This window comes from Bacteroides graminisolvens (assembly GCF_963666085.1).
Taxonomy (GTDB): domain Bacteria; phylum Bacteroidota; class Bacteroidia; order Bacteroidales; family Bacteroidaceae; genus Bacteroides; species Bacteroides graminisolvens.
The window spans coordinates 3,749,680-3,773,938 of record NZ_OY762556.1 but is presented as its reverse complement, the minus strand read 5'-3'; the positions used below and the strand labels follow the sequence as shown (position 1 = coordinate 3,773,938).

General features: G+C 45.2%; 31 protein-coding genes and 1 pseudogene. 20 read left to right on the top strand and 12 right to left on the bottom strand.

The genetic code is table 11. The features are described 5' to 3' along the window. From ACKPCE_RS15710 to ACKPCE_RS15670, 9 genes are all read left to right on the top strand, one after another. The coding region (locus tag ACKPCE_RS15710; RefSeq protein WP_319505885.1) for a lyase family protein at positions 1-703 on the top strand (703 nt) is incomplete at its 5' end. Between the two features lie 19 nt (positions 704-722). After that, complete coding sequence (locus ACKPCE_RS15705) at positions 723-1,370, top strand: GTPase (protein WP_319505884.1); 648 nt, start codon at positions 723-725, stop codon at positions 1,368-1,370. Further along, a complete protein-coding gene (locus ACKPCE_RS15700) occupies positions 1,346-1,957 on the top strand; it encodes a hypothetical protein (RefSeq protein WP_319505998.1) in 612 nt (203 codons plus the stop codon). Before ACKPCE_RS15705 ends, ACKPCE_RS15700 begins: the two co-directional genes overlap by 25 nt. 22 nt (positions 1,958-1,979) lie before the next feature. Next, a complete protein-coding gene (locus tag ACKPCE_RS15695) occupies positions 1,980-2,528 on the top strand; it encodes a radical SAM protein (RefSeq protein WP_319505883.1) in 549 nt (182 codons plus the stop codon). A 49-nt stretch (positions 2,529-2,577) separates the two neighbouring features. Beyond that, positions 2,578-3,000 carry a hypothetical protein gene (locus ACKPCE_RS15690; RefSeq protein WP_407655016.1) on the top strand — a complete coding sequence of 141 codons (423 nt, stop codon included), beginning with the start codon at positions 2,578-2,580 and terminating at the stop codon, positions 2,998-3,000. Positions 3,001-3,147: 147 nt separating this feature from the next. After that, positions 3,148-3,369: a hypothetical protein gene (locus ACKPCE_RS15685; protein WP_319505882.1), complete on the top strand. Its 222-nt coding sequence runs from the start codon at positions 3,148-3,150 to the stop codon at positions 3,367-3,369. Beyond that, entirely contained in the window at positions 3,344-3,523 is a 180-nt protein-coding gene (locus ACKPCE_RS15680; RefSeq protein ID WP_319505881.1) for a hypothetical protein, read from the top strand. Before ACKPCE_RS15685 ends, ACKPCE_RS15680 begins: the two co-directional genes overlap by 26 nt. Next, positions 3,520-4,122 (top strand): radical SAM protein, encoded by a 603-nt coding sequence (locus ACKPCE_RS15675; RefSeq protein WP_319505997.1) that lies wholly within the window; start codon positions 3,520-3,522, stop codon positions 4,120-4,122. Before ACKPCE_RS15680 ends, ACKPCE_RS15675 begins: the two co-directional genes overlap by 4 nt. After that, on the top strand, positions 4,119-4,550 hold the full coding sequence (locus ACKPCE_RS15670; RefSeq protein ID WP_319505880.1) for a hypothetical protein: 432 nt from the start codon (positions 4,119-4,121) through the stop codon (positions 4,548-4,550). Before ACKPCE_RS15675 ends, ACKPCE_RS15670 begins: the two co-directional genes overlap by 4 nt. A gap of 33 nt (positions 4,551-4,583) precedes the next feature. Here the strand turns inward: ACKPCE_RS15670 and ACKPCE_RS15665 are convergent, their stop codons facing one another. The 7 genes from ACKPCE_RS15665 to ACKPCE_RS15635 all read right to left on the bottom strand — a co-directional run bounded on the left by ACKPCE_RS15665 (position 4,584) and on the right by ACKPCE_RS15635 (position 8,529). After that, a complete protein-coding gene (locus tag ACKPCE_RS15665; RefSeq protein WP_319505879.1) occupies positions 4,584-5,249 on the bottom strand; it encodes an ABC transporter ATP-binding protein in 666 nt (221 codons plus the stop codon). Further along, the gene (locus ACKPCE_RS15660) at positions 5,246-5,641 is read right to left on the bottom strand and encodes an ABC transporter permease (RefSeq protein ID WP_319505878.1); all 396 of its coding nucleotides are present in this window, start codon (positions 5,639-5,641) and stop codon (positions 5,246-5,248) included. Before ACKPCE_RS15660 ends, ACKPCE_RS15665 begins: the two co-directional genes overlap by 4 nt. Before the next feature lie 83 nt (positions 5,642-5,724). Continuing rightward, positions 5,725-6,237, bottom strand: coding sequence for a hypothetical protein (locus ACKPCE_RS15655; protein ID WP_319505877.1), 513 nt, complete (start codon positions 6,235-6,237; stop codon positions 5,725-5,727). A 214-nt stretch (positions 6,238-6,451) separates the two neighbouring features. Further along, the gene (locus ACKPCE_RS15650; RefSeq protein ID WP_407655015.1) at positions 6,452-6,553 is read right to left on the bottom strand and encodes a hypothetical protein; all 102 of its coding nucleotides are present in this window, start codon (positions 6,551-6,553) and stop codon (positions 6,452-6,454) included. 511 nt (positions 6,554-7,064) lie between these two features. Then, positions 7,065-7,355 carry a hypothetical protein gene (locus tag ACKPCE_RS15645; RefSeq protein ID WP_319505875.1) on the bottom strand — a complete coding sequence of 97 codons (291 nt, stop codon included), beginning with the start codon at positions 7,353-7,355 and terminating at the stop codon, positions 7,065-7,067. Further along, on the bottom strand, positions 7,328-8,179 hold the full coding sequence (locus tag ACKPCE_RS15640; RefSeq protein WP_319505874.1) for a linalool dehydratase/isomerase domain-containing protein: 852 nt from the start codon (positions 8,177-8,179) through the stop codon (positions 7,328-7,330). Before ACKPCE_RS15640 ends, ACKPCE_RS15645 begins: the two co-directional genes overlap by 28 nt. Further along, the gene (locus ACKPCE_RS15635) at positions 8,167-8,529 is read right to left on the bottom strand and encodes a hypothetical protein (RefSeq protein ID WP_319505873.1); all 363 of its coding nucleotides are present in this window, start codon (positions 8,527-8,529) and stop codon (positions 8,167-8,169) included. The genes ACKPCE_RS15640 and ACKPCE_RS15635 overlap by 13 nt, the downstream gene beginning before the upstream one ends. Positions 8,530-8,743: 214 nt before the next feature. Between ACKPCE_RS15635 and ACKPCE_RS15630 the strand changes: the two are divergent. The 5 genes and pseudogenes from ACKPCE_RS15630 to ACKPCE_RS15610 all read left to right on the top strand — a co-directional run. Next, positions 8,744-9,451, top strand: a pseudogene (locus ACKPCE_RS15630) (glycoside hydrolase family 97 catalytic domain-containing protein); the annotation flags it as partial. A gap of 132 nt (positions 9,452-9,583) precedes the next feature. Continuing rightward, a complete protein-coding gene (gene pepT, locus ACKPCE_RS15625) occupies positions 9,584-10,810 on the top strand; it encodes a peptidase T (RefSeq protein ID WP_319505996.1) in 1,227 nt (408 codons plus the stop codon). Between the two features lie 10 nt (positions 10,811-10,820). Further along, complete coding sequence (gcvT, locus tag ACKPCE_RS15620) at positions 10,821-11,906, top strand: glycine cleavage system aminomethyltransferase GcvT (protein ID WP_319505872.1); 1,086 nt, start codon at positions 10,821-10,823, stop codon at positions 11,904-11,906. A gap of 12 nt (positions 11,907-11,918) precedes the next feature. Further along, the gene (locus ACKPCE_RS15615; RefSeq protein WP_319505871.1) at positions 11,919-14,192 is read left to right on the top strand and encodes a monovalent cation:proton antiporter family protein; all 2,274 of its coding nucleotides are present in this window, start codon (positions 11,919-11,921) and stop codon (positions 14,190-14,192) included. Positions 14,193-14,236: 44 nt separating this feature from the next. Then, positions 14,237-14,662 (top strand): HIT family protein, encoded by a 426-nt coding sequence (locus ACKPCE_RS15610; RefSeq protein ID WP_276962127.1) that lies wholly within the window; start codon positions 14,237-14,239, stop codon positions 14,660-14,662. Positions 14,663-14,794: 132 nt separating this feature from the next. Here ACKPCE_RS15610 and ACKPCE_RS15605 read toward each other — a convergent pair whose 3' ends face one another. From ACKPCE_RS15605 to ACKPCE_RS15590, 4 genes are all read right to left on the bottom strand, one after another. Then, on the bottom strand, positions 14,795-15,211 hold the full coding sequence (locus tag ACKPCE_RS15605; RefSeq protein WP_319505870.1) for an Hsp15 family ribosome-associated heat shock protein: 417 nt from the start codon (positions 15,209-15,211) through the stop codon (positions 14,795-14,797). 5 nt (positions 15,212-15,216) lie between these two features. Then, positions 15,217-15,780, bottom strand: a complete 564-nt coding sequence (gene pth, locus ACKPCE_RS15600; protein WP_276962122.1) for an aminoacyl-tRNA hydrolase — start codon at positions 15,778-15,780, stop codon at positions 15,217-15,219. A 108-nt stretch (positions 15,781-15,888) separates the two neighbouring features. After that, positions 15,889-16,476 (bottom strand): 50S ribosomal protein L25/general stress protein Ctc, encoded by a 588-nt coding sequence (locus ACKPCE_RS15595; protein WP_276962119.1) that lies wholly within the window; start codon positions 16,474-16,476, stop codon positions 15,889-15,891. Between the two features lie 142 nt (positions 16,477-16,618). After that, positions 16,619-17,014 carry a DUF3276 family protein gene (locus ACKPCE_RS15590; RefSeq protein ID WP_024996492.1) on the bottom strand — a complete coding sequence of 132 codons (396 nt, stop codon included), beginning with the start codon at positions 17,012-17,014 and terminating at the stop codon, positions 16,619-16,621. Between the two features lie 171 nt (positions 17,015-17,185). Here ACKPCE_RS15590 and nusB point away from each other — a divergent pair, with 171 nt between their 5' ends. From nusB to ACKPCE_RS15560, 6 genes are all read left to right on the top strand, one after another. Then, positions 17,186-18,109 (top strand): transcription antitermination factor NusB, encoded by a 924-nt coding sequence (gene nusB / locus ACKPCE_RS15585; RefSeq protein ID WP_319505869.1) that lies wholly within the window; start codon positions 17,186-17,188, stop codon positions 18,107-18,109. A 45-nt stretch (positions 18,110-18,154) separates the two neighbouring features. Further along, the gene (gene yajC / locus ACKPCE_RS15580) at positions 18,155-18,469 is read left to right on the top strand and encodes a preprotein translocase subunit YajC (protein WP_276962116.1); all 315 of its coding nucleotides are present in this window, start codon (positions 18,155-18,157) and stop codon (positions 18,467-18,469) included. 21 nt (positions 18,470-18,490) lie between these two features. Beyond that, the gene (locus tag ACKPCE_RS15575; RefSeq protein ID WP_319505868.1) at positions 18,491-19,507 is read left to right on the top strand and encodes a CdaR family protein; all 1,017 of its coding nucleotides are present in this window, start codon (positions 18,491-18,493) and stop codon (positions 19,505-19,507) included. Next, positions 19,497-20,078, top strand: a complete 582-nt coding sequence (gene coaE, locus ACKPCE_RS15570) for a dephospho-CoA kinase (protein ID WP_319505867.1) — start codon at positions 19,497-19,499, stop codon at positions 20,076-20,078. The genes ACKPCE_RS15575 and coaE overlap by 11 nt, the downstream gene beginning before the upstream one ends. A 118-nt stretch (positions 20,079-20,196) precedes the next feature. Then, on the top strand, positions 20,197-20,619 hold the full coding sequence (locus ACKPCE_RS15565) for a DUF5606 family protein (protein ID WP_319505866.1): 423 nt from the start codon (positions 20,197-20,199) through the stop codon (positions 20,617-20,619). 477 nt (positions 20,620-21,096) lie between these two features. Beyond that, a complete protein-coding gene (locus tag ACKPCE_RS15560) occupies positions 21,097-21,348 on the top strand; it encodes a hypothetical protein (protein WP_319505865.1) in 252 nt (83 codons plus the stop codon). A 91-nt stretch (positions 21,349-21,439) separates the two neighbouring features. On the opposite strand, the gene clpB is transcribed toward ACKPCE_RS15560, so the two are convergent. Then, on the bottom strand, positions 21,440-24,028 hold the full coding sequence (gene clpB / locus ACKPCE_RS15555) for an ATP-dependent chaperone ClpB (protein ID WP_319505864.1): 2,589 nt from the start codon (positions 24,026-24,028) through the stop codon (positions 21,440-21,442). Positions 24,029-24,259 lie beyond the last annotated feature (231 nt).

The following is a 24,259-nucleotide window of genomic DNA, read 5'->3' as shown; positions in this document are numbered from 1 at the left end:
TGCTATAGGCACCGGTATTTCCGCCCCGAAGGACTATATATTTCTTGTCATAGAAAAACTGAGGGATGTCACGGGCCTTGGACTGAGCCGCGGCGATAACCTTGCCGGAGAGACCTCGAATGCCGATGCATTCGTTGAAGTCTCGGGCATCATGAAGGCCCATGCATCGAACCTGATAAAGATCGCGGGCGATCTTAGGATGATGAACATGCTTGGCGAGATAAAGCTGCCTTCCTTGCAGGCCGGGTCATCGGCCATGCCCGGAAAGGTCAATCCGGTGATAATGGAGGCGGTTATCCAGGCTGGAATCCGCGTCATTGCCAACGATCTCATCGTGACGGAAACTGCAAGCCGTTCGACGTTCCAGATAATCGAATTCATGCCCATGCTGGTTGATGCACTGATAGAGAGCATGGACATTCTCTCAAATGCGGATATTATGTTGGCCGAGCATGTATTGGGCATATCGGCGGATTCCGGAAAATGCGCCGGGATTGTAAATTCCAGCCCCATGATCATAACGGCCCTGGTGCCGTATATAGGATATGAGAAAGCAACGGAAATAATGAACGGTTACAAAAAAGAAAACGGTATGGATTTCAGGACCTACCTGAAAGGCTTGCTCGGTGAAGATCTCGTTTCCAAAGCACTTGATCCGTATGCGCTTACAGCACTTGGATTTAAGGGTAAGGGGACCATATAAGAAATAATAGGGCAGAAAAATGCAGGATACTCCAAAAGCTAACAGGCTCAATATCGCAATATTCGGCAGGACGAATGTCGGAAAATCGAGTTTCATGAATATGCTAATCGGTCAGGACTATGCGATAACATCACCGGTTGCAGGCACAACAACCGATATTGTTGAAAAGGCATGCGAACTTCTGCCGCTCGGGCCAGTGCTTTTTCTTGACACGGCAGGAGTCGATGACATTTCGGAACTCGCTCAATTGAGGCTTAATAAAACCAGTAAGATATATGACAGGGCCGATGTCATTCTGCTTGTAACCGAACCGGATGTATGGACGGAATTCGAAGATGAAGTTCTGTTAAAGGCTGATGAAAATAAAATTCCTGTCATTGTCATTATAAACAAAACCGACCTTCTAAAACCGGCACACGCGTTTCTGGAAAAATTAAGGGAAAAGAGATCGAGGATCCTAGAGGTTTCCAGTATCAACTCTAATGAAAGAAATGCCTATGTAAACGCTGTAAAACAGCAGCTGATAGAGGTTGCGCCGGATGACTTCATTGAGCCGCCCAGGCTGATAGGCGATCTGGTGAATCCGGGCGGCATTGCAGTACTGGTAGTACCTATAGACCTGCAGGCGCCCAAGGGCAGCTCATCCTGCCTCAGGTCCAGACTATAAGGGATACGCTGGATAACGATGCTGCCGCGTTCGTCGTGAAGGAGCGCGAACTCTCAGCGATGCTTTCAACCTTGAACAAAAAGCCCGATGTGGTTGTTACCGACTCACAGGCGATATTGAAGGTTTCTGCGGATGTGCCCAGAGATATAAGGCTAACGACATTTTCAATCCTGTTTGCCAGACAGAAAGGTGACCTGTCAATCGCTGCACAAGGCGCTGCTGAAATTGATAATCTGAAGCCAGGAGACAGGGTGCTTATCGCAGAGGCTTGCACGCATCATGCGCTCGAAGATGATATCGGAAGGGTAAAGATACCAAGATGGCTGAGGCAGTACCTCGGTTTTGATGTGAAGGCAGAGGCCTATGCAGGCAGAGATTATCCTGAAAACCTCTCCGAATATAAACTGATCATTCACTGCGGCGGCTGCATGCTGACCAGGCGTGAAATGATGAGCAGGATTCAGAAGGCGCATCAGGCAGGTGTGGCAATTACAAATTACGGCGTGGCCATCTCATTCCTGCAGGTGTTATCAGACGCTCTCTTGAACCATTCCCTGCAGCGCTCATGGCATTTGAAAAAAAGATGAATAATTAAAAAGGAAGTGCCTCATGAAAGACTTTATTGATGATGATAAGATTCAACATGTTCTGGATATTTCAGTCAGACCTGAAAAGAAGAGGGTTGAGGACGTTCTTGATAAAGCGAAGGAATTGAAAGGCCTCACTCCTGAAGAAACGTCAGTGCTTCTGCAGACAGAGGATAAAGAACTTATCAATGAAATACTTATAACTGCCCGCTTTGTGAAAGAGTCGATATACGGCAACCGTCTTGTGCTTTTCGCGCCTCTTTATATTGCCAACCACTGTTCTAACAATTGCCTTTACTGCGGATTCAGACGCGCCAACAAAGAGCTTAAAAGGGTGGCGCTCACTATGGAAGAGATAGCGGCTGAGGCGCAGGCGATAGAAGCCGAAGGGCACAAACGCATTCTGATGCTGTGCGGGGAACATCCAACTCGTTCAAGCCTGGATTATTTTATCGAAGCAATAGAAACAGTTTATGCAACAACAAATTTCAACGGAGAGATAAGGCGTATAAATGTCGAAGTGGCGCCTCTTGAAGTTGAAGAATTCAAGAGGCTGAAGGCCGCCAAATAGGCACATACCTGCTTTTCCAGAGACCTATCATCATGCGACCTACAGGGAGATGCACCCGTCAGGCCCTAAAAGAAACTATGAATACAGGGTGACGGCCATGCACCGGGCTCAGGAGGCCGGTATTGACGATGTGGGAATCGGCGCCCTGTTCGGTCTTTATGATTACAGGTTTGAAGTCCTGGGGCTTTTGTATCACGCGCAGCACCTGGAAAAAACATGCGGGGTAGGACCGCATACAATATCGATTCCGCGCCTCGAACCTGCATTAAATGCGCCTGCCGCAATAAAACCGCCGCATCCTGTAAGCGATGACGAATTCAAAAAGCTTGTTGCTGTATTGAGGCTGGCGGTGCCATATACCGGGATGATTCTTACTACCCGTGAATCCGCGGCGCTCAGGAACGAAATATTCGGTCTGGGAGTCTCACAGATAAGTGCGGGATCACGCACAAATCCCCGGTGGATATCATGACCACGGAGGCAATGACTTCATGGCGGCTCAGTTCAACCTTGGTGATACGCGCTCTCTCGATGAAGTGATTTACGAAATAGTCCAGCAAGGGCTTATCCCCAGTTTCTGCACTGCATGCTACAGGCTCGGAAGGACAGGCGCCGACTTATGGATCTGGCGAAACCCGGTCTGATAAAGAAGTTCTGCCGGACAAACGCGATATTCACTTTCGAAGAATACCTGCTTGACTATGCAAGTGATAAGACAAAGAAGGCAGGCCTGAAACTGGTGGAAAAACTGCTGGCGGATACAGAAGGCGCCGGCCTCAAACGATCCATCAACAGCAGGCTGAAGCGCATGGAGAATGGAGAAAGAGATCTGTACATTTAAAGAAGGGCTAAGAGTTGTGAGTGGTGATCTAAAAGAAAAAAAAACATACAATAAATCGGATATCTTAAGAGCGCTTTCAGCCGATGATCCTTCTGTCCTGTTTGCAGAAGCGACGAGGGTAAGAAAGAATGCACAGGTGATGAAGTTTATCTGAGAGGGATTATCGAGTTTTCAAACTACTGCTTGCAGGATTGCCTTTATTGCGGACTAAGATGTTCCAATGCAAATATTAAAAGATACCGGATGACGGATGATGAAATCCTTTCTGGGGCCAAGGATATCCTTGGTTCAGGAATAGGGACCATAGTCCTGCAGTCAGGTGAAGATACGTTTTACTCATCGCAAAAGATTGTTAACCTCATAAGGAGGATAAAAGACGAAACCGGTCTTGTCATTACGCTTTCCATCGGCGAATGGCCTTTTGAAGATTATGAGCTGTTCAAGGCTGCAGGTGCCGACAGATACCTGCTAAAGCATGAGACATCGGACGCGCAGCTTTATAAAGATATCAGGCCAGGATGCGAGCTGTCCTGCCGTTTGAAATGTCAGAAGCATTTAAAATCCATTGGCTTTGAAACAGGCTCCGGCGTAATGGTGGGTCTTCCGGGGCAGACGATAGAATCTCTGGCAGAAGACATAATGATGTTCAGGGAACTCGATATCGACATGATAGGAATTGGACCTTTTATACCTCACGATGAGACACCTTTAAAGGTTCCCCTAAAGGTGAGGCTGAAATGGTTCTCAAGATGATAGCCTTGACGCGCATCGTTACGCGGAACACGAATATTCCTGCAACCACTGCGCTCACAACACTTGATCCCCAAAACCGTGTTAAATCTCTCATGGCAGGGGCCAATATTATCATGCCGGATTTCACTCCCATAAAATACCGCAGGCTTTATGAGATCTATCCGGGCAAAGGCTCAGGCACGGCTGCACCTGCAGAAATTATAGATGGAATTAAGAGGGATGTGGAAAAAACAGGCAGAATTATAGGCCCCGGCCCAGCAACCGCAGAAAAAATTGATCGCGACTTTTCTGCCTATATTAACTGCAACTTGATTTTTCAAATGGATAACCTGCTACAGGACAAAATCCGATCAAGGCAACTGCTTATATCAAGTTTTTGTTGTCGGGAACTTTTTATACACCTTAGGTTTTCAGGGCGGACATTTTAATTTCAAAATCTAACAAAATCACGGATGGTTCGACTACCCCTTAATTGGGTCAATGCGGCCGTGGTCCATGCGCAGTACACGATCGGCAAAAGTGCACAAGTCGTGGTTGTGTGTGGCCATAACGACTGTTGTGCCGTTCCGGTTCGCCTGTACAATCAACTCCATGATGATCTGTTCTGTCTCGGGATCCAGGTCGCCTGTTGGTTCATCACACAAAAGCAGTGAGGGGGAGCTGATCAGGGCTCGTGCAATACCCACGCGACGCTGCTGTCCTAATGAAAGCTCATGCGCATAGGCATTCTCACGGCCGGCCAGACCAACTCGATCAAGCGAGGCCAATGCCTCAGACCTTTCGGATCGATGGCGGCGGAAAAGAGCCGGGAGCCTGACATTATTGAGGGCGGTGAGTGTTGAAATCATGCTCTGGAATTGAAAGACAAATCCGATGACGGCAGCCCTGAAATGTGCCAGTTCGGCATCGCTCATGCTCAGGATATCCCTTCCGGCGATTTCAATGCACCCCTTGTCAGGCCTTGTCATTCCGGCTATGAGATTCAGGAGTGTGGTCTTGCCGCTTCCTGAGTGCCCGATCAGGATAAGGAATTCCCCCTGTGCCACATGAAGGGAAATGCCGTCAACGGCTTTGATTTCATTTGCACCAGTACCATAGTGTTTTGAGACCTCAGTCAGTATGATCATCCGGCCCTCCTGATCGCCTCGTACGGCTCCATGGCACTGACACGCAGGGCTGGAATCATGGCTGCCAGAATACCCGTAGCCACCGCCAATCCAAAGGAGAGGGCGGCGATACCGAGAAGCTCCAAGTTGCCCGGTACTGTAAATGGAATTTCAAGTTTCAGCGCGATCATGCGCTCGAAACTGATTACAATTCCTGACGATACTATAAGCCCCAGAACAGCACCCAGGATCGATATCATAAGTGCCTCTATTTGGATCATTTTGAATATGAACAGGCGTGTGCTGCCCATGGCCCGCATGAGGCCGATCTCGCGCTGTCGTTCCCGGACGGCCATCATGAACACCAGACCGACGAGCAGAACAGTCATGGGCCATATGGCGAAGCTTGCCATGGTTAGAGTTTTTAGAGTACCGGACAGGTTGTTCTGGACCTTGATTGTGATATCAGATGGACGAATGATTGTGATCTCCGGTATCAGGCGTTCGATCTCGTAAGCGGCTTTCCATCCTGGAAGGCCGCCAAATCCTTCGCTTTAAGCTTTATAAGCACTGCCGATATCTGATCCGGCGCTATATCCAGACGTTTCTTAGCCTTTGTCCCGGACTCGGCTATCATTCGTTTGACCCCGGCCATGGGTATGAAGACCGAGTAATCCAGGCCCATTCCGCTTGAGTCAAGGTTACCGGCTACTGTGAAGGTCTGGCCGTAAAATTTGTAAGCCATGCCTGGGAAGGATTGGATCGCCGCCCCGACCAGGATATCGGCTGGTCCCAGTTGGATGTCGCGATGCTTATTCAGCCATGGCCGGACAGTGAAGTCGGTCTGTGGATCGAAACCGATCAGGAATACGTTCCAGGATGAACAGCAAGCCGCATTGGAAAGTGACTCGATATACAGTTGGGGAGAGGTCTGTTTTACGAATTCGAGGTCCTGGATGCGCTGCTCAAGGGAGGCAGGCATATAAAAGACCGCGGCCTTTCCGGTCATATATGCCTGTACGAGATTGCTGTCCAATTGCGCGGGACTGCCACCAGATCAGCCCCGAGCCTCTGCAATCCGAGCTTGAGTCCCTGTCGGCTGGCGTGATCGATAATAGTGGCGGCAAGCTGCATCCCCACCAGGCAGGCGATGCATATCACCAGTATGGCGGTTCGCCATGGACGTTGGATAAGGTTGCCCCAGGCAAGCCCTGCAGTTGTCATTATGGATTTTTCTTAATCAACAGACCGCCGATGCCGCTTGCCATAAGCAACACTATGCCTGCAATAATGAGGGCAGGCTTGGTGCCGAAAACGCAGGGCATGGTAGGTATCCTGCATACGCCGGTAATGGAAGTAGGAAAAAAGGATCAGCAGGACTCCGATAATGGCTGTTGAAACAGCTGCCACCAGCACGGCCCAGTACTGTTTTACCAGCAGCGGTAAAATGCCGGTACACATCACCAGCACGCCCAGAACCGTAGCGGCCTTCAGTGTTCCGTCGCAGCCGTGCATGCGTGCAATCGTTCCTGCTGGGGCGCATAACGTCCTGCACCGCAGACAGGGAACAGGTACCAGGGGATCAAAACCACGATAACCCCAAGCAATACCAATACCAATGCCCAGATTTGAGACTTTTTCATAAATCCAGTTACTCCGCTATCAGGACAAGGTCATGCCGTGCATCCAGTGGCACAGTAATTGTAACCGAGCTCACCCCGGTATATTCATCTTGAGCAACTCCGTCCACAAAGAGCCTCCATGACCTGGTCGGGTCAAGCTGTGTTACGTTAAATGACGTGTTGCCGCTCGGGTTCTCTGTGCCTCCCTGTATTGTCAAAACGAGGGCTTCCTTTTCAAAGTCATAGATCGCCCGTTTGAGCAGGGCATTCGGAAGTCTACGCCGGTCACCTTGGGTGCATCGAAGTTTTTCTGCGTGAACGGTTTGTTATGAAGTGTCTGTATGCCGTTAGGCGGATTGGCAACCGCGTATGCGACAAGTACGCCTGTAAGGTTCTGCGGCCACGGGGTGAAAGTCTTGTCTGTCTGCTGATTGATGTAGGTATCAGCTCCAACCGGATAGACAAGCATGCCGTTATTCATTCGGCCTTGTAGAAACTGTTGCACCAAGCCACTAACTTGTCCCTTGTGGCCGAATCCCCTACTTCTGCCGCCAACAAAGCGAAAAACGGCGTGGCGATCTGGTCGGTGATCCATTCAGTTTTCAGATGTGCACTGCTGCCTTCATCTATTACATGCTTGGACTTCTGGTACGGGTAATGGCGCTCGATCAGTGCCGGCTCCCAGGCATGCATCATTGCACCGTTCCAGCCGTTGGAAACCGAGGAATTAACAATTATCTGCCCCAGCCAGGCCAGAGGAACTGTAAACAGTGAAAGGCTGTTTCCGAAACTTGCAAATTCCTGGGTTATCATGGTCTTCTGCTTGACCAGCCAAAGGAGACCAGTCTCATGCGTAACAGGGTTTATGAACGAGTTCTTGAGGAAAAAGTCAAGAAACAGGTTGCGTGCCTCGGCCAGACTGGTTCCATGAACCTGGTCATACAGCATGAAAGAAAGGATCGGATGCTGATTGCATTCGGCAAAGACCGCGTTAGGCTCGCATTCGATGCTGTGGTACGAGTTGTTCATCATCTGGTCGTACATCACTTTCTGAAGGGAATAGTTATTATAGACATACTCCTCGGTATCGCTCCACTTGAAGACAATGGAACCCGGGGCATCCCATTTCGGGTCACGGTAAAGCATCTCATAAAGGCCGATCATGTGCCCCAGGTGTCCGGAGTACATGATATTCTCATCTCCAACCGGGTCATGCTTTTCAGGATAGGGTGTGTCCATCTTCGGCTCAAGGAAATCCACACCTTTACTGCGCACGGCCCAGTACTGCCACACCTGCTTTAGCAGCATCTTCTGGATCAGGCGGTCCATACGGGGCTTAATGAGTTCACTGTAGGCCGGAGCTTGTAATACTGCTCTGTTGCAAAGAAATAGGTCATGAAAGCGATCGGATAGCGGTACGATGAAAGATAAAACTGGGAATCTTCATAAGACTTGATCTTGCTGAAGTCGTCCAGAGGATCGTCGCATACCGAGAGATACCAGCGGAACAAGCCCATTTCATCATTGCCGATCTGCTGATACGAGGCTGGGTCGATCGAGGGTACCGCTGGCACGATGTTAGAAAGTGTTTTTACCGAGAACCCGCCCTTGTTTTTGGCGACAACGATGATATCATAGCCGGTTCCGGTCGTGAGGCCCTTGAACTGATAACCGCTCATGGATACATCTATCGGTCCTTCTGAAGACCCTGTTACATCAGACCCGGTTACTGCGATTGAGCCTGATGTCCCGATATAGGCTTCAACAGTCGGAGCAGGGTCGCCCGCAGTCGCAAGAGTCGGCAGGTCTATAGTTATGGTGCGTGAGCTAAACGCCTTAAGGTTCAGGGCATTAAGAACCGGAGCCACTGTCTTTTTACATCCGGGCATGAAGGTCAATGCACACGAGGCGGTTCGTCCTACAGGTATTTGCCGCACATACCCCAACCTGATTGGAAACGAATCGGCTCGCGGTACCGAATACGAGGCATTTGGAGGTAGCAAGCCTTTCCATACTACCTTGTTGCCGTTTACCCGTCTCGTTGGTGGCCCGATGGATTATACACCCGGTATTTTCGATACGAAACTTTCTTTCCTGGGTGAAGGCGAACATAGTTTTGTACACACTACTTTGGCTAAGCAATTGGCGCTGTATGTAACCATGTACAGTCCGTTGCAAATGGCAGCCGACCTGCCCGAAAGCTACGAGCGTCACCTCGATGCGTTCCAGTTTATTAAAGACGTAGCCATTGACTGGGATGAAAGTAAGTACCTGGAGGCAGAACCGGGAGATTATCTGACTATTGCCCGCAAAGCAAAAGGTAGTTCCAGCTGGTTTGTTGGCGGCATTACCGATGAGAATCCCCGCACAGCGGTGGTGAACCTCAACTTCCTGGAACCGGGCAAACAATATGTAGCTACGCTCTATGCCGACGGTAAAGATGCTCATTACATTGACAACCCGGCTTCTTACCAGATTAAGAAGGGCTTGGTAACCAGTAAAACACGGATTTCAGTAAAAGAAGCTGCCAGCGGCGGATTTGCTCTGAGCTTGGTTGAAGCAACTGCTGCCGATAAAAAAGCTGTGAAAAAGTGGAAGTAAAGAATGCGTTTCTGATAAAAGAATCATTTTTATACAATAAGAGCGGTGAATTTCTTTGGGAGTTCACCGCTCTTTTTTTACCTTTACGGACAATAAACTACTTCTATAAATATAATTAAAGTATATAATATGATGAATCTGACAGAACGTTTCTTGAAATATGTGAGTTTTGATACGCAATCTGATGAACTTACACGGCTGACTCCCAGTACTCCGGGACAAATGGTTTTTGCTAAATACCTCAAAGAGGAGCTTGAATCGCTGGGACTGCAAGAGGTGGAACTGGATGAAAATGGCTATTTGTTTGCCACTTTACCTGCCAATACGGATAAAGAAGTTCCTACTATCGGCTTTATATCACACATGGACACTAGCCCCGATATGTCGGGTAAGAACGTGTCTCCCCGCATTGTGCAAAACTATGACGGTAGTGATATTGTGCTTTGCGCCGAAGAAAATATTGTGTTGTCGCCTGCACAGTTTCCCGAATTGCTTAACCACAAAGGTGAAGACCTGATTGTAACAAACGGCAAAACATTGCTCGGAGCAGATGATAAGGCTGGCATAGCCGAAATTGTATCGGCAATGGTTTACCTGATGGAGCATCCTGAAATTAAGCACGGAAAGATTCGTATTGGCTTTAACCCCGATGAAGAGATTGGTGAAGGGGCTCATAAATTCGATGTGGAGAAGTTTGGCTGCGAATGGGGTTACACCATGGATGGCGGCGAACTGGGCGAACTGGAATTTGAAAACTTCAACGCTGCCGGTGCCAAGGTTATTTTCAAAGGACGCAACGTGCATCCCGGTTATGCAAAGCATAAAATGATTAATTCCATGCGCATAGCCAGTCAGTTTATTAACATGTTGCCACGTCACGAAACGCCTGAACATACCGAAAAATACGAAGGATTTTATCACTTGAACGGCATGCAGGGTGATGTGGAGCAAACTACGCTGAACTATATTATCCGTGACCATGACCGCGATAAGTTTGAAAACCGAAAGAAGGAGATACTGCATTTGGTAAACAAAATCAATGCGGAATTTGGCGAGGGAACGGCTACGCTCGAAATGCGTGACCAGTATTATAACATGCGCGAGAAGATTGAACCTGTTATGCACATCATTGATGTGGCTTTTGCTGCCATGGAAGCAGTAGGTGTGAAGCCTAATGTGAAACCCATTCGCGGAGGTACCGATGGTGCTCAGCTTTCATTCAAAGGGTTACCTTGTCCCAATATTTTTGCCGGTGGGATCAACTTCCACGGTCGTTACGAATTTGTACCTATTCAGAACATGGAAAAGGCTATGAAGGTAATCGTTAAGATTGCCGAAATGGTGGCTTCCGATAAATAAACCTATAGCTATGAAACACACTCCATTTACAGAAAAACATGTGGCTCTTGGTGCTAAAATGCACGAGTTTGCCGGTTACAACATGCCCATTGAATATTCGGGTATTATTGATGAACACCTAACGGTTTGCCAAACTGTGGGCGTGTTCGATGTGTCGCACATGGGTGAATTTTGGGTAAAAGGTCCCAAGGCATTGGAGTTTTTGCAGAAAGTGACATCCAATAATGTGGCGGCTTTAACACCCGGAAAGATTCAATATACTTGCTTCCCAAACGAAGAAGGGGGGATTGTTGACGATTTGTTGGTTTATCAGTATGAGCCTCAAAAGTATCTGCTGGTGGTCAATGCAGCAAACATTGAGAAGGACTGGAAATGGTGTGTGGATCATAATACGGAAGGGGCTGTACTCGAAAATGCATCCCATCACATGGCGCAGTTGGCTGTGCAGGGTCCGCAGGCATTGGCTACTTTGCAGAAGCTCACCCGGATGGATCTCTCTGCTATTCCTTACTACACATTTGTTGTGGGTGAAATGGCAGGTGTGAAGGAGGTTATTGTATCGAACACCGGCTATACGGGTGCTGGTGGTTTTGAACTCTATTTCTATCCCGAGCATGCAGATGCTATATGGAATGCTGTTTTTGAAGCAGGGCAGGAATTTGGAATCAAACCCGTGGGACTGGGTGCCCGCGATACGCTTCGTTTGGAGATGGGCTTCTGTTTGTACGGTAATGACATTGATGATACGACTTCTCCCATTGAAGCGGGACTGGGTTGGATTACCAAGTTTGTAGAGGGTAAGAACTTCATCAATCGTGCCATGCTCGAGAGACAAAAGCAGGAGGGGGTTAGCCGTAAGTTAATTGGTTTTGAAATGATTGACCGGGGCATTCCTCGCCAGGGATACGAACTTTATGCTGCTGCGGGTGATAAAATAGGGGCTGTCACCTCGGGCACCATGTCGCCTCTCAGCAAGCTGGGCATAGGAATGGGCTACGTGCAAACCGAACTGGCCTTGCCGGGCACTGAACTTTATGTGGATGTGCGCGGCAGAAAATTAAAAGCGAAGGTGGTGAAATTCCCTTTCCGAAAATAAGATTATACGCAAATGTCACATTTACCTACCTTGATAGCCGACCTGGCACTGATTTTAATATCGGCCGGCATCATGACTTTGTTATTTAAAAAATTAAAGCAACCGTTGGTGTTGGGGTATGTAATGGCTGGATTCTTGTCTAGCCCGCACATTTCTTTTACTCCTTCGGTGATGGACACGGCCAATATTCAGACGTGGGCCGACATCGGTGTTATCTTTTTATTATTTGCTTTGGGACTGGAGTTTAGTTTCAAAAAAATAGTCAAGGTGGGAGGTACAGCGGTTATTGCTGCCTGTACGGTGATTTTTTGCATGATATTGCTGGGCATTGGCGTGGGCATGGCATTTGGTTGGAAACGAATGGACTGTCTTTTCCTGGGAGGAATGATTGCCATGTCGTCAACCACCATTATCTACAAGGCTTTTGAAGATATGGGACTGGGAAAGAAGAAGTTTGCCGGTCTGGTGCTGAGCATCTTGATTCTGGAAGATATCTTGGCCATTGTGTTGATGGTAATGCTTTCAACTATGGCGCTGAAAAACAATTTCGAAGGGGTCGAAATGTTCGGCAGTATTGGTAAGTTGCTCTTCTTCCTGATTCTTTGGTTTATTGTGGGCATCTATCTCATCCCTCAGTTTCTGAAACGGTTGCGCAAACTAATGAATCAGGAAACCTTGCTGATTGTTTCGTTGGGCTTATGTTTCGGTATGGTGATGCTAGCGGCGCATACCGGTTTTTCGGCTGCATTCGGTGCCTTTATCATGGGATCTATTTTGGCCGAAACGGTGGAGGCTGAGTCTATCTCTCACCTGGTGAAACCGGTGAAGGACTTGTTTGGCGCTGTGTTTTTCGTATCGGTGGGCATGATGGTTAACCCCGCTATGATTGTGGAATACGCTGTTCCTATTTGTGTGATTACCTTGGTGGTAATAGGTGGACAGGCCATCTTCGGAACATTTGGCGTTGTGTTGGCCGGACAGCCATTGAAAACCGCCATGCAGTGCGGCTTCAGCTTGACGCAGATTGGTGAATTTGCTTTTATCATCGCTTCGCTGGGCGTTTCATTAGGGGTGACTAGTAACTTCCTTTATCCCATTGTGGTAGCCGTTTCGGTGATAACAACCTTTATGACTCCTTATATGATCAGGATTGCGGGTCCTGTTTCCGACCGACTGGAGCGGAACTTGCCCGGATCGTGGCGGCGCTTTCTGACTCGTTATTCACGAGGAACGGAAACAACGATGAACCACGAAAATCTATGGAGGAAGCTTCTTGCTGCTTTGCTGCGTATCATTGTGGTTTATTCCGTATTGAGTATCGCTGTGATTGCACTTTCGTTCCGGTACGTCATGCCTTTTTTCTACCATAGCTTGCCTGCTTTCTGGAGTTCACTGCTAGGAGCTGCTTTTATGATTCTATGTATTTCGCCTTTCTTAAGAGCTATCGTGGTCAAAAAGAATCACTCCATAGAATTTACAACGCTGTGGAATGACAGTCACGTGAACCGCGGTCCGTTGGTCTCTACCATTGTGTTTCGTGTGGTACTGGCCATTTCGTTTGTCACGTTTATCATAGCCAATCTATTCGAAGCCTCCATCGGAATTGCGTTGGGCATAGCTGTATTGGCTGTGCTGGCCATGGTGTACTCGCGCCGGTTGAAGCGACATTCTATCTTTTTGGAGCGCCGTTTCATTCAGAACCTTCGTTACCGGGATCTTCAGGCCGAATACATGGGCGAGAAGAAGCCTGCCTATGCCGGAAGGTTGCTGTCGCAAGACATTCACCTCACTGATTATGAGGTACCGGGTGAATCGGCGTGGGCAGGGCGTACGCTGAAAGAATTGAATCTAGGCAGAAAATATGATGTGCATGTGGTCTCCATTCTCAGAGGGATGAAGCGAATAAACATTCCGGGAGCCGAGGAACGTATCTTTCCCATGGACAAAATTCAGGTGATTGGTACGGATGAACAACTAAACCTGTTCTCTCGTGAAATGGAGAGTGTCTCTTCTTTAGACAATGGGGCGATAGAAAAGAGTACCATGGTTTTAAAACAGTTTGTTGTTGATGCCGACTCTATTTTCAGGCACCACAAACTTCGCGATCTGGGCATTCGTGAACAATATAGGTGTTTGGTAGTAGGGGTTGAGAGAGACGGAAACTCGTTGATGTCGCCCGATGTGAATGCGCCTTTTGAAGAAGGTGATGTGGTGTGGGTAGTTGGTGAAAATGATAATGTGCACCAATTAGTTAACCAAAAGAATGAAAAAGTAGACAACAAATAGGCCGGAAATACGTACTTTTGCGTAAATAAATAAAAGTAAGTATCATGAAGAGTGACCCCAAAGAATGCTTGTATTGCCAGAATAACGATACATTGCATAGTTTGATGATTGAGATAGCTCAGCTCAGTGTATCTCGCGTTTTTTTGTTTAAGGAACAAACTTACCGTGGCCGTTGTTTGGTTGCGTATAAAGATCATGTGAACGATCTTTTTGAATTGAGCGATGAAGATCGGAACGCATTTATGGCCGATGTTGCACGTGTGACCCGCGCTATGGATAAAGCTTTTCATCCGGAAAAGATAAACTACGGAGCTTATTCCGATAAGCTATCTCACCTGCATTTCCATTTGGCTCCCAAATATGTTGACGGACCCGATTATGGAAGCACTTTTCAAATGAATCCTGGCAAAGTATACCTTTCTGAAGAAGAATATCAGCAGCTGATTGATGCTGTGAAGGCTCATTTGTAATACGCAGTTCGTATAAAAGAATATCCCCTTGATTCTGTTTGGTCCATTAATAAAGCCAATTGAATCAAGGGGATATTTTATGTCGGTATGTCAATGCTCACAACTGTGTGCAACGATTTGTTTACGGTGGTGTTACTCCTCAAAATCAAAGTCGAAATCAAAATCGTCCATGAATTCGGGGTCGGTAAAGTCTTCCAGGTTACGGCGGTCTTTTTTAGTTGGGCGACCGGTCCCTCGTGCTCTGTCTACAAATCCGCTCGCTTTACTCATCTCCAGCAATTCGTATTGATCGGGAGTGGTAACGTTTTCCATCACTTCGGGAACAAGCTTGGCGCCCACCCGTTTTTCAATGGCCTGCAACACCTTGAATGAATAAATGATGGGTGGCTTTTTAACCTGGATCACATCATTGGGTTTTATCATTCTGGCTGCTTTAACCTGCGAACCGTTAATGGTTACTCTTCCTTTTTTACAAGCTTCTGCGGCGATGGTACGTGTTTTGAAGATACGTACAGCCCACATCCACTTATCAATTCTGGCTTCGGGCATATTATTTATTTTTTATTAAATTGATTCATGGTAATATCAATACCTGCCAAACAAAAGCTTTTGATGATTTCGCCGGCAGTTTTCAGGCGTTCGTCCATGGTCTTCCAATCTTCCTCTTCAAAGTGCCCCAGAACGAAATCAATTTGCCCCCCTCTGGGAAACTCATTGCCGATACCGAAACGCAGACGCGCATAATTCGCAGTGCCCAAAGTGGCTGCAATGTGTTTCAAACCGTTGTGCCCGGCATCGCTTCCTTTGCTTTTTAAACGAAGGGTGCCAAAAGGCAAGGCCAGATCATCAACAATAATGAGCACATTCTCCAAAGGAATATTTTCCTTCTGCATCCAGTAACGAACTGCATTACCGCTCAGGTTCATATAGGTGGAGGGCTTCAGTAGCAAAAGCTGCCTGCCTTTAACGGAGACGGAAGTTGTAAATCCGTATCGCCCGTCAACAAATGATTTTCCGGCTTCTTTTGCGAATGCGTCTACTACCATAAAGCCTATGTTGTGGCGTGTTTCATGGTATTCGGGACCAATGTTTCCGAGTCCTACAATTAAATATTTCATTGCTTATTATTTAAATGAAAAACGCAAATTATCGCAGATTGACACAACTTGATGCTGTATCCTCTGCGTTAATCTGCGCTTCTTTATCCCCGAAGGGAAAATATCTGATTACTTACCTGCAGCAGCCAAACCTCTTGCAGCACGTGTCAATTGAACAGCACATACAACAGCTTCTTTTGCGTTCAGAAGAGTAAGTCCTTCATAAGAAAGTTCGCCAACTTTTACAGTTTTACCCAAACCGAGGTGAGCAACATTTACAGTCAACTTCTCAGGGATTACATTGTATAAAGCTCTCACTTTCAACTTACGCATTTGCAGAGTTAATTTACCACCGGCTTTAACACCTTCAGCAAGACCTTCCAATTGAACAGGAACTTCCATAATGATAGGCTTTAATTCGTCAATCTGGAAGAAGTCAATATGAAGGATGGTATCTTTTACCGGATGGAATTGGATATCTTTCAAAATTGCTTTTACTTTCTTACCGTCGATAACCAAATCAACTATATAAATGTGAGGAGTGTAAATAAGATTACGAACCTCGTCATTTGTTACTGTAAAGTGAACATTGTCACCTGCTCCGTAAAGTACACAAGGTACACAGTTGTTTTTACGAAGTGCTTTTAGAGCTCTGCTCTGCTCTGAAGAGTGTTCTGCAATGGTTCTTGCAGTACCTTTTACTTCAATTGATTTCATTTTTTTAATTTTTTTGTGTTACTCTAAATTAAGTTTATTTGTTTGCTTAACTCACCATCACACGATGTGGTATATCACACGATGTTGCAAAAAGCGGTGCAAAAGTACGCTTTTCGTTTGATTTATCAAAGCAATCCGATGATTATTCGAAATCTATATCAAACTTTATTTCCGTTCCAATCTCTGTTTTGCCCAGATTTTCTTCCAAATCAACCTCAAGCTTTTCCTTTTTGTCACTATCATCAAGAGCCAACGGTTGTTTCTTGTTGATGAAAGCAATTGCTTGTGTTAGTCCGGTCATGAATTTCTCGAAATCTTCTTTATATAAAAAGATTTTATGTTTTTCGAAACTAACCTGAGAATCATCTCCTTCGCTCATTACTATTTTCTTGCTCTCTGTGATTGCAAGAAACATTTCATCTTTTCGATTCTTCTTTACATCAAGGTAGTAAATGCGTTTACCAGCCTTAATGGATTTTGAAAAGACAATCTCCTTATCATTTAAATCCATCGCATTTTTCTTTTTAAAATCTTCCATAACGTTTGGGGTAATTTCTAAAGTCGGCCCAAAATTGATACTTTTTTTTAAACTGTCAAAAGAAAAAGGACATAGAATCAAATACTATGCAAAAAAATGTGATTTATTTGGGTTTACTCACCGAAAATAGCTACTTTTGCAATTCGTTAATAACAGTATTGATTAAAATTTATGATTAACAGAGTTCTTATTCGTCTTAAAATCATACAGCTAGTGTATGCGTACTATCAGAACGGCAGCAAAAATTTAGACTCAGCGGAGAAAGAATTATTTTTTAGCCTTTCAAAGGCTTATGACTTGTATAATTACCTGCTGATGTTGATGGTTGCTTTGACGAACTACGCACAAAAGCGTGTTGATGCGGGAAAAGCTAAATTAGCACCGACTTCGGAAGATTTATCACCCAACATGAAGTTCATTGAAAACAAGTTTGTTGCTCAGCTTGAGGTTAATAAACAGTTACTTGAGTTCATCTCTAACCAAAAGAAAACCTGGGATAACGATCAGGAATTCGTGAAAGAGCTTTATGACAAGATCACTGCTTCTGATTTATATAAGGAGTATATGGCTTCTTCCGATTCTTCTTATGAAGCCGATCGTGAGTTATGGAGAAAGTTATATAAATCTTTTGTTTTTAATAATGATTCGCTTGATCAGGTATTGGAAGATCAAAGTTTGTATTGGAATGACGACAAGGAAATTGTTGATACATTCGTATTGAAAACAATCAAAAGATTTGAAGAAAGCAAAGGTGCTTCGCAACCTTTGCTGCCGGAATTTAAAGACGATGAGGACCAGGAGTTCGCGCGTCGCTTGTTCCGCAGAACGATATTGAACGGTGATTACTACCGCCACTTAATCAGTGATAATACCCGTAACTGGGATCTTGATCGTGTGGCTTTTATGGATGTGGTTATCATGCAATGTGCTTTGGCAGAGATTTTGAGTTTCCCTAATATTCCTATTAGTGTTTCATTGAATGAGTATGTTGAAATAGCTAAGCTCTACAGTACAGGCAAGAGCGGAAGCTTTATTAATGGTACACTCGATGGAATAGTTAATCAATTGAAAAAGGAAGGTAAACTAACAAAATAATGATACCTTTGTAACTAGTAGATTAAAAACTAAAAAACGATTTTTATGACTTTATTGACTGTATTTCTGCAAGGAGCTGCTGCAGCAGGAGGAGGAAGCATGATGTGGATTATGCTTATTGCTATGTTTGCTATCATGTATTTCTTCATGATTCGTCCTCAGAACAAGAAACAAAAAGAGATTGCCAACTTCCGTAAATCACTCGAAGTGAACCAAAGAGTGGTTACTGCCGGTGGTATTTATGGCAAAATAAAAGAAGTAGGTGACGATTATGTGATTCTTGAAATTGCCGATAATGTGAAAGTCAGAATAGATAAGAATTCTGTTTTCGCGGCAGCGGCAGATACTGAGAAGAAATAAGGATTTTAATAAATAATGACCATGTTCGGATTACGGAACATAAAGTGTCTTTATTTGAAATCTATAAGAAGGATTAAGGGCTTTCTGCTTAGTGATAAGAGCAGAGAGTTCTTAATTTTTTTATTCTTTTACTTCATAGCCAGTGCATTCTGGCTTTTACAAACACTAAACAACGATTACGAAGCAGAATTCTCTATTCCCGTGCGCCTGAGAGGTGTGCCCGACAATGTGATGTTGACAACAGAACCGCCTGCTGAGATTAAAATCAAAGTAAAGGATAAAGGTACGGTACTGCTGAATTACATGCTGGGAAAAAGTTTTCTACAGGTCACTTTGAACTTTCCGTTGAGTAAAACAACCAGTAGTCGCGTCAAGGTGAACTGGGCGGAAATAGAGAAACAGGTCACCGGACAGCTAGGTGCTTCAACGCGCTTGCTTGCTGTGAATCCCGATACGCTGGAATATTACTTCTCCACAGGGAAATCAAAAAAGGTTCCGGTTAGGCTCATTGGTAAATTAACACCAGCCCGGCAATATTATATTTCTGATACACTCTTTTCTCCCGATTCGGTATTGGTTTATGCGCCTCCCTTTATTTTAGATACCTTGACGGCTGCTTATACGCAACGGCTTAATCTCACGGGTATGACCGATACCCTCATTCACCACCTTTCTCTTTCAAAGGTAAAGGGGGCCAAGTTTGTTCCCGATCAGTTGAACATGGTATTACCCATAGACTTGTACACAGAGAAGACCGTTGAGGTTCCTGTTAGGGGCATTAATTTTCCGGCCGACAAGGTGCTGAGAACTTTCCCTTCGAAAGTACAGCTTACTTTTCAGGTAGGGGTTAGTCGTTTTAAGAGTATCAATGCCGATGATTTTGTGCTCAATGTGTCTTATGAGGAGTTGCTTCATTTGGGTGGGAAGGATAAATATGCGGTGAAGATAAAGAGTGTGCCTCGGGGTGCAAGTCATGTGCGCATTTATCCACCTGCTGTTGACTTTTTAATAGAGCAAGCTACCGTATATGAGTATTAAAATTGGCATAACAGGTGGTATAGGGAGTGGAAAAAGTGTTGTTTCGAAACTACTCCAACTCATGGGAGTTCCCGTTTACATTGCAGATGTGGAGTCGAAACGGCTTACGGAAACTGATCCGGATATACGTGCCGCATTAATATCCCTTTTGGGTGTTGAGGTATACCAAGATGGCAAACTGAACAGACCCCTGCTGGCTTCATACATTTTTGGGAATAAAGATAACCTGACTATGGTTAATGGAATCATTCACCCTCGCATAAAAGATGATTTTCGTCGTTGGGCGCAGTCACATTCTTCTTATCCCATTGTGGGTATTGAAGCTGCTATTCTGATTGAAGCCGGTTTTACGGAGGATGTTGACCAAGTAGTTCTTGTTTATGCTCCGCAAGAAATAAGGCTGCGGAGAGCCGTGAGCAGAGATGCTTGTGCGGCAGAGCAGATCCAACAAAGAATGCGTAACCAAATGCCCGACGAAGATAAAATGGCATTTGCTCATCACATCATTTATAATGACGACAAGCAGGCGTTGATTCCTCAACTTGGCGCATTAATAAAGACTTTGGCCTGATAGACGTTTCCTAATATATGTTTAAATCCTCCTTTTTTATGATGTTAAGGTTGCTCATCTCATTACTGAATATTACTTTTGCTTTCCAAACAGTTTAAAAATAAAAGTAAAATTTACTATGCTGAAAACCATTATGTCGATCTCAGGTAAACCGGGATTATATAAACTCATTTCAAGAGGTAAAAACATGCTGATAGTAGAATCGTTGTCGGCAGACAAAAAGCGTATTCCTGCTTATAACCACGAGAAAATGATATCATTAGGTGATATTGCTATATTCGTTGAAGATGGCGAGGCGCCTTTAAAGGATGTGTTGACTGCCATCAAAGAGAAAGAGAATGGCAACGTAGCATCTATTGATGTTAAGAAAGCAGATGATAAAGCTCTTAACGCTTATTTGGCAGAAGTATTACCCGATTTTGATCGTGATCGTGTGTATTCTAGAGATATCAAAAAATTGATTTCTTGGTATAACATACTTGTAACGAATGGTATTACTGAATTTAATGGAGCAGCGACTGAAGAAGCAACTGCTGAATAAACTAGTTGATTTATCTATAAAAAAGCATGGAAATAGTTGATATATTTCCATGCTTTTTTGTGTTTGTATCTCCTTTTAATATGCTTTTATAAGGCAGTTTGACTGAATTTTAATATTTCTCCTATCAGCATAAATATTTCTCTTCATTTTTTTGTTTATTTTATCCTTTTCAATATCTTTGTTTTATCGTTTAGAGAGCCAATCATAGCTCCTGATACGAAAAATATAAGAAGTAAATTTCAAAGCGTTTTTGCGTATTATCTGGTACTTGAAATCTGGACAATTTCACTATTCAGAGATAATAAATAAACGCTCCTGCTCAGCTGTATATCAAAATATATAGTATAAGAGCGTGGGCTATTGTGTATTATTTGAATAGTGGGCAGGTCCAGAGCCTCGGGTACAATAATAACAATAGTTTCCACGCTTTTCTTAATTTAATGGCCTGGCAAAGGAAACTACGGGCACCCTATAAACATGGAATTATTTGATAACAGAAGAGTTGCTGTAGATGTTAACCAGCATGATGGCATATTGCGTGTTTGCAATATCATGCCGGGTTCCATGGTGTTTTTGTACACGCATCATGGGGTGAAAATGGCTGAATGGGAATATCAGAGGGGTGACATCTGTTTTCAGTTGCCCGAAAAAGGGAATTATGTATTGGTTATCACTCATTTGGCTTGTAACATTGTAGTGAAACAAATTCTTTACGGAGTATATTTATAACCTGAGCTTTTCAATGAAGAGAGGCTGTTTGTCACGCTTTGTCGTGTGCAAACAGCCTTGTTTCTTGAAAGGACATCATTCAATCGCCTTTTTAGTTTCTGAATACCAAACTCTCACCGAATGAATCGATAATGATGGGTTTGTTTCTGTCAACATCCTGTGCCAACATCTTCTTAGACAGATCATTCAACAAATAACGCTGAATGGCTCTTTTAACCGGACGGGCACCAAACTCCGGATCGTATCCGGCCTTGGCTATAAACTCTATTGCCTCATTGGTCAATTCCAAATTTACACCATTGCCGGCAAGCATTTTTTGTACGCTTCCTATTTGCAGGAGCACAATCTGCCTGATCTCTTTCTCGGTCAGCGGCAAGAACATGATGGTTTCGTCAATACGGTTTAGAAACTCGGGCCGGATGGACTTCTTGAGCATGTTCATGACTTCCCGTTTAGTCTCTTCAACAATAGCCTCTTTGTTACCACTGTTTAACTTCTCCATCTGACTCTGAATGTAACTGCTACCCATGTTAGAGGTCATGATGATGATGGTATTTTTAAAGTTTACCACGCGGCCTTTGTTGTCTGTGAGGCGGCCGTCATCCAGTACTTGCAACAAGATGTTGAATACGTCAGGGTGTGCCTTTTCAATCTCATCGAACAAAACAACCGAGTAGGGTTTTCTTCGGATGGCTTCGGTAAGCTGTCCGCCTTCATCATACCCCACGTATCCCGGAGGAGCTCCAACCAAACGCGAAACACTGTGCTTCTCTTGGTACTCACTCATGTCGATACGCGTCATCATGGTTTCATCGTCAAACAAAAACTCAGCAAGCGCTTTGGCCAGCTCCGTTTTTCCCACACCCGTAGTTCCCAGGAAAATGAAAGAACCAATGGGACGTTTCGGGTCTTGGAGTCCGGCCCGGCTGCGTCGCACAGCATCGGACACTGCTTCAATGGCCTCATCCTGTCCGATTACCCGTTGGTGTAACTCTTCTTCCAGATTCAGGAGTTTATCCTTTTCGCTCTGAAGCATTTTACTCACCGGAATACCGGTCCACCGGGAAACCACATCGGCAATGTCTTCCGCGTCAACCTCTTCTTTAATCATGGCACTGTCACCCTGCATCTCGTGCAGTTTGCGCTGCGTGTCTTCAATCTCCTTGTTCAGCGCCTGAAGTTTACCGTATCTGATTTCAGCCACCTTGCCGTAATCACCTTCCCGTTCGGCCTTGTCGGCTTCGAATTTGAGATTCTCAATTTTAATTTTGTTTTGCTGAATTTGGTTCACCAGCTCTTTCTCACTTTGCCATTTGGCTTTGAACGAGTTTTCCTGCTCTTTTAGCTCGGCAATCTCCTTGTTGAGTTGTTGCAGTTTCGCTTCGTCTCTTTCGCGTTTGATGGCTTCACGCTCAATTTCGAGCTGCTTAATCTTACGCGAAATTTCATCCAGCTCTTCAGGCACCGAGTCGACCTCCATTCGTAACTTGGCAGCCGCTTCATCCATCAGGTCGATGGCCTTGTCGGGCAAAAAACGATCGGTGATGTAACGATTGCTTAGTTCAACGGCAGCAATAATTGCATCATCTTTGATACGAACCTTGTGGTGATTTTCGTAACGCTCCTTCAGTCCACGCAGAATAGATACGGTGCTTAGTGTATCGGGCTCGTTAACCTGAACAATCTGAAAACGACGTTCCAATGCCTTATCCTTTTCGAAATATTTCTGGTATTCATCCAGCGTGGTTGCACCAATGGAGCGCAATTCACCTCGCGCCAAAGCCGGTTTGAGTATGTTGGCCGCATCCATGGCTCCTTCACCTTTTCCGGCTCCAACCAATGTGTGGATCTCGTCGATGAAAAGAATGATGTTCCCGTCGGACTTGATAACCTCGTTGATAACCGATTTCAGCCGCTCTTCGAACTCTCCTTTGTATTTGGCACCGGCAACGAGCGCTCCCATATCCAATGAGTAAACCTGTTTGTTTTTCAGGTTCTCGGGCACATCACCCCGTAGAATACGATGCGCCAATCCCTCAACGATGGCTGTTTTACCCGTACCCGGTTCACCTATTAATATAGGGTTGTTCTTGGTGCGTCGACTTAATATTTGCAACACACGGCGAATTTCCTCGTCGCGCCCGATAACAGGGTCGAGTTTCCCGTTACGTGCTGCCTCGTTTAAGTTGATGGCATATTTCTCCAGGCTCTGGTACGTCTCTTCGCTGGATTGTGAAGTGACTTTTTCTCCTTTGCGAAGTTCATTGATGGCAGCCCGAAGTTCCTTCTCGGTCATCCCGGCATCTTTCAAGATGGTAGAAACCGTGCTTTTGACAACGAGCAAAGCCAGCAATAGATGTTCCAGCGATACAAATTCGTCGCCCATTTCCTTAGAGTACTGAGTTGCCTTTTGAAAAACTTCATTGGTTTCACGGCTCAAATACGGTTCGCCACCCGATACCTTGGGCAGAGATTCCATCTGCTTGTCGGCCACCAAAGCAATCTGCTGACCGTTTATCCCCAGCTTCTGGAAGATAAAGTTAGTTACGTTTTCGCCCACCTTCATCACGGTGTGCAATACATGAACAGGATCAATGGCCTGCTGGCCCCTGCTTTGAGCAAGATTCACAGCCTCTTGTACTGCCTCTTGCGATTTGATGGTAAAATTGTTAAAGTTCATATAGTTAGTTCTCCCTTCTTCTTGTTTAGTAATAAAATAACAACTGGTAGGGTGCAAAAGATTTGCCAACGGCGTTTTACTGACTATTTTTCAGTTAAGCATTGTCTTATGGAGACAAAAAGTCAGTTAAAGAACTATTTACTTGTCTGTTTTCTGACGTTTTGTTTTAATTATTGTTCCCTGAAACCGGACTGAAGACAACTATCCGGATAAAGAAATGAGACGCTTTTG

Bases quoted from the DNA above. Each gene is read 5' to 3' on its own strand.
- coaE (WP_319505867.1), top strand. From the start codon at position 19,497: ATGAGTATTAAAATTGGCATAACAGGTGGTATAGGGAGTGGAAAAAGT.
- ACKPCE_RS15635 (WP_319505873.1), bottom strand. From the start codon at position 8,529: ATGAGCGGTTATCAGTTCAAGGGCCTCACGACCGGAACCGGCTATGAT.
- nusB (WP_319505869.1), top strand. From the start codon at position 17,186: ATGATTAACAGAGTTCTTATTCGTCTTAAAATCATACAGCTAGTGTAT.
- ACKPCE_RS15590 (WP_024996492.1), bottom strand. From the start codon at position 17,014: ATGGAAGATTTTAAAAAGAAAAATGCGATGGATTTAAATGATAAGGAG.
- ACKPCE_RS15680 (WP_319505881.1), top strand. From the start codon at position 3,344: ATGGAGAAAGAGATCTGTACATTTAAAGAAGGGCTAAGAGTTGTGAGT.
- ACKPCE_RS15690 (WP_407655016.1), top strand. From the start codon at position 2,578: ATGCACCCGTCAGGCCCTAAAAGAAACTATGAATACAGGGTGACGGCC.
- ACKPCE_RS15640 (WP_319505874.1), bottom strand. From the start codon at position 8,179: ATGGACCGCCTGATCCAGAAGATGCTGCTAAAGCAGGTGTGGCAGTAC.
- ACKPCE_RS15610 (WP_276962127.1), top strand. From the start codon at position 14,237: ATGAAGAGTGACCCCAAAGAATGCTTGTATTGCCAGAATAACGATACA.
- ACKPCE_RS15575 (WP_319505868.1), top strand. From the start codon at position 18,491: ATGTTCGGATTACGGAACATAAAGTGTCTTTATTTGAAATCTATAAGA.
- ACKPCE_RS15655 (WP_319505877.1), bottom strand. From the start codon at position 6,237: ATGACCGGAAAGGCCGCGGTCTTTTATATGCCTGCCTCCCTTGAGCAG.
- ACKPCE_RS15670 (WP_319505880.1), top strand. From the start codon at position 4,119: ATGATAGCCTTGACGCGCATCGTTACGCGGAACACGAATATTCCTGCA.
- ACKPCE_RS15685 (WP_319505882.1), top strand. From the start codon at position 3,148: ATGGATCTGGCGAAACCCGGTCTGATAAAGAAGTTCTGCCGGACAAAC.
- ACKPCE_RS15560 (WP_319505865.1), top strand. From the start codon at position 21,097: ATGGAATTATTTGATAACAGAAGAGTTGCTGTAGATGTTAACCAGCAT.
- ACKPCE_RS15650 (WP_407655015.1), bottom strand. From the start codon at position 6,553: ATGCCCTGCGTTTTCGGCACCAAGCCTGCCCTCATTATTGCAGGCATA.
- clpB (WP_319505864.1), bottom strand. From the start codon at position 24,028: ATGAACTTTAACAATTTTACCATCAAATCGCAAGAGGCAGTACAAGAG.
- ACKPCE_RS15660 (WP_319505878.1), bottom strand. From the start codon at position 5,641: ATGGCAAGCTTCGCCATATGGCCCATGACTGTTCTGCTCGTCGGTCTG.
- ACKPCE_RS15695 (WP_319505883.1), top strand. From the start codon at position 1,980: ATGAAAGACTTTATTGATGATGATAAGATTCAACATGTTCTGGATATT.
- yajC (WP_276962116.1), top strand. From the start codon at position 18,155: ATGACTTTATTGACTGTATTTCTGCAAGGAGCTGCTGCAGCAGGAGGA.
- ACKPCE_RS15565 (WP_319505866.1), top strand. From the start codon at position 20,197: ATGCTGAAAACCATTATGTCGATCTCAGGTAAACCGGGATTATATAAA.
- ACKPCE_RS15615 (WP_319505871.1), top strand. From the start codon at position 11,919: ATGTCACATTTACCTACCTTGATAGCCGACCTGGCACTGATTTTAATA.
- ACKPCE_RS15665 (WP_319505879.1), bottom strand. From the start codon at position 5,249: ATGATCATACTGACTGAGGTCTCAAAACACTATGGTACTGGTGCAAAT.
- ACKPCE_RS15605 (WP_319505870.1), bottom strand. From the start codon at position 15,211: ATGCCCGAAGCCAGAATTGATAAGTGGATGTGGGCTGTACGTATCTTC.
- pepT (WP_319505996.1), top strand. From the start codon at position 9,584: ATGAATCTGACAGAACGTTTCTTGAAATATGTGAGTTTTGATACGCAA.
- ACKPCE_RS15705 (WP_319505884.1), top strand. From the start codon at position 723: ATGCAGGATACTCCAAAAGCTAACAGGCTCAATATCGCAATATTCGGC.
- ACKPCE_RS15595 (WP_276962119.1), bottom strand. From the start codon at position 16,476: ATGAAATCAATTGAAGTAAAAGGTACTGCAAGAACCATTGCAGAACAC.
- gcvT (WP_319505872.1), top strand. From the start codon at position 10,821: ATGAAACACACTCCATTTACAGAAAAACATGTGGCTCTTGGTGCTAAA.
- pth (WP_276962122.1), bottom strand. From the start codon at position 15,780: ATGAAATATTTAATTGTAGGACTCGGAAACATTGGTCCCGAATACCAT.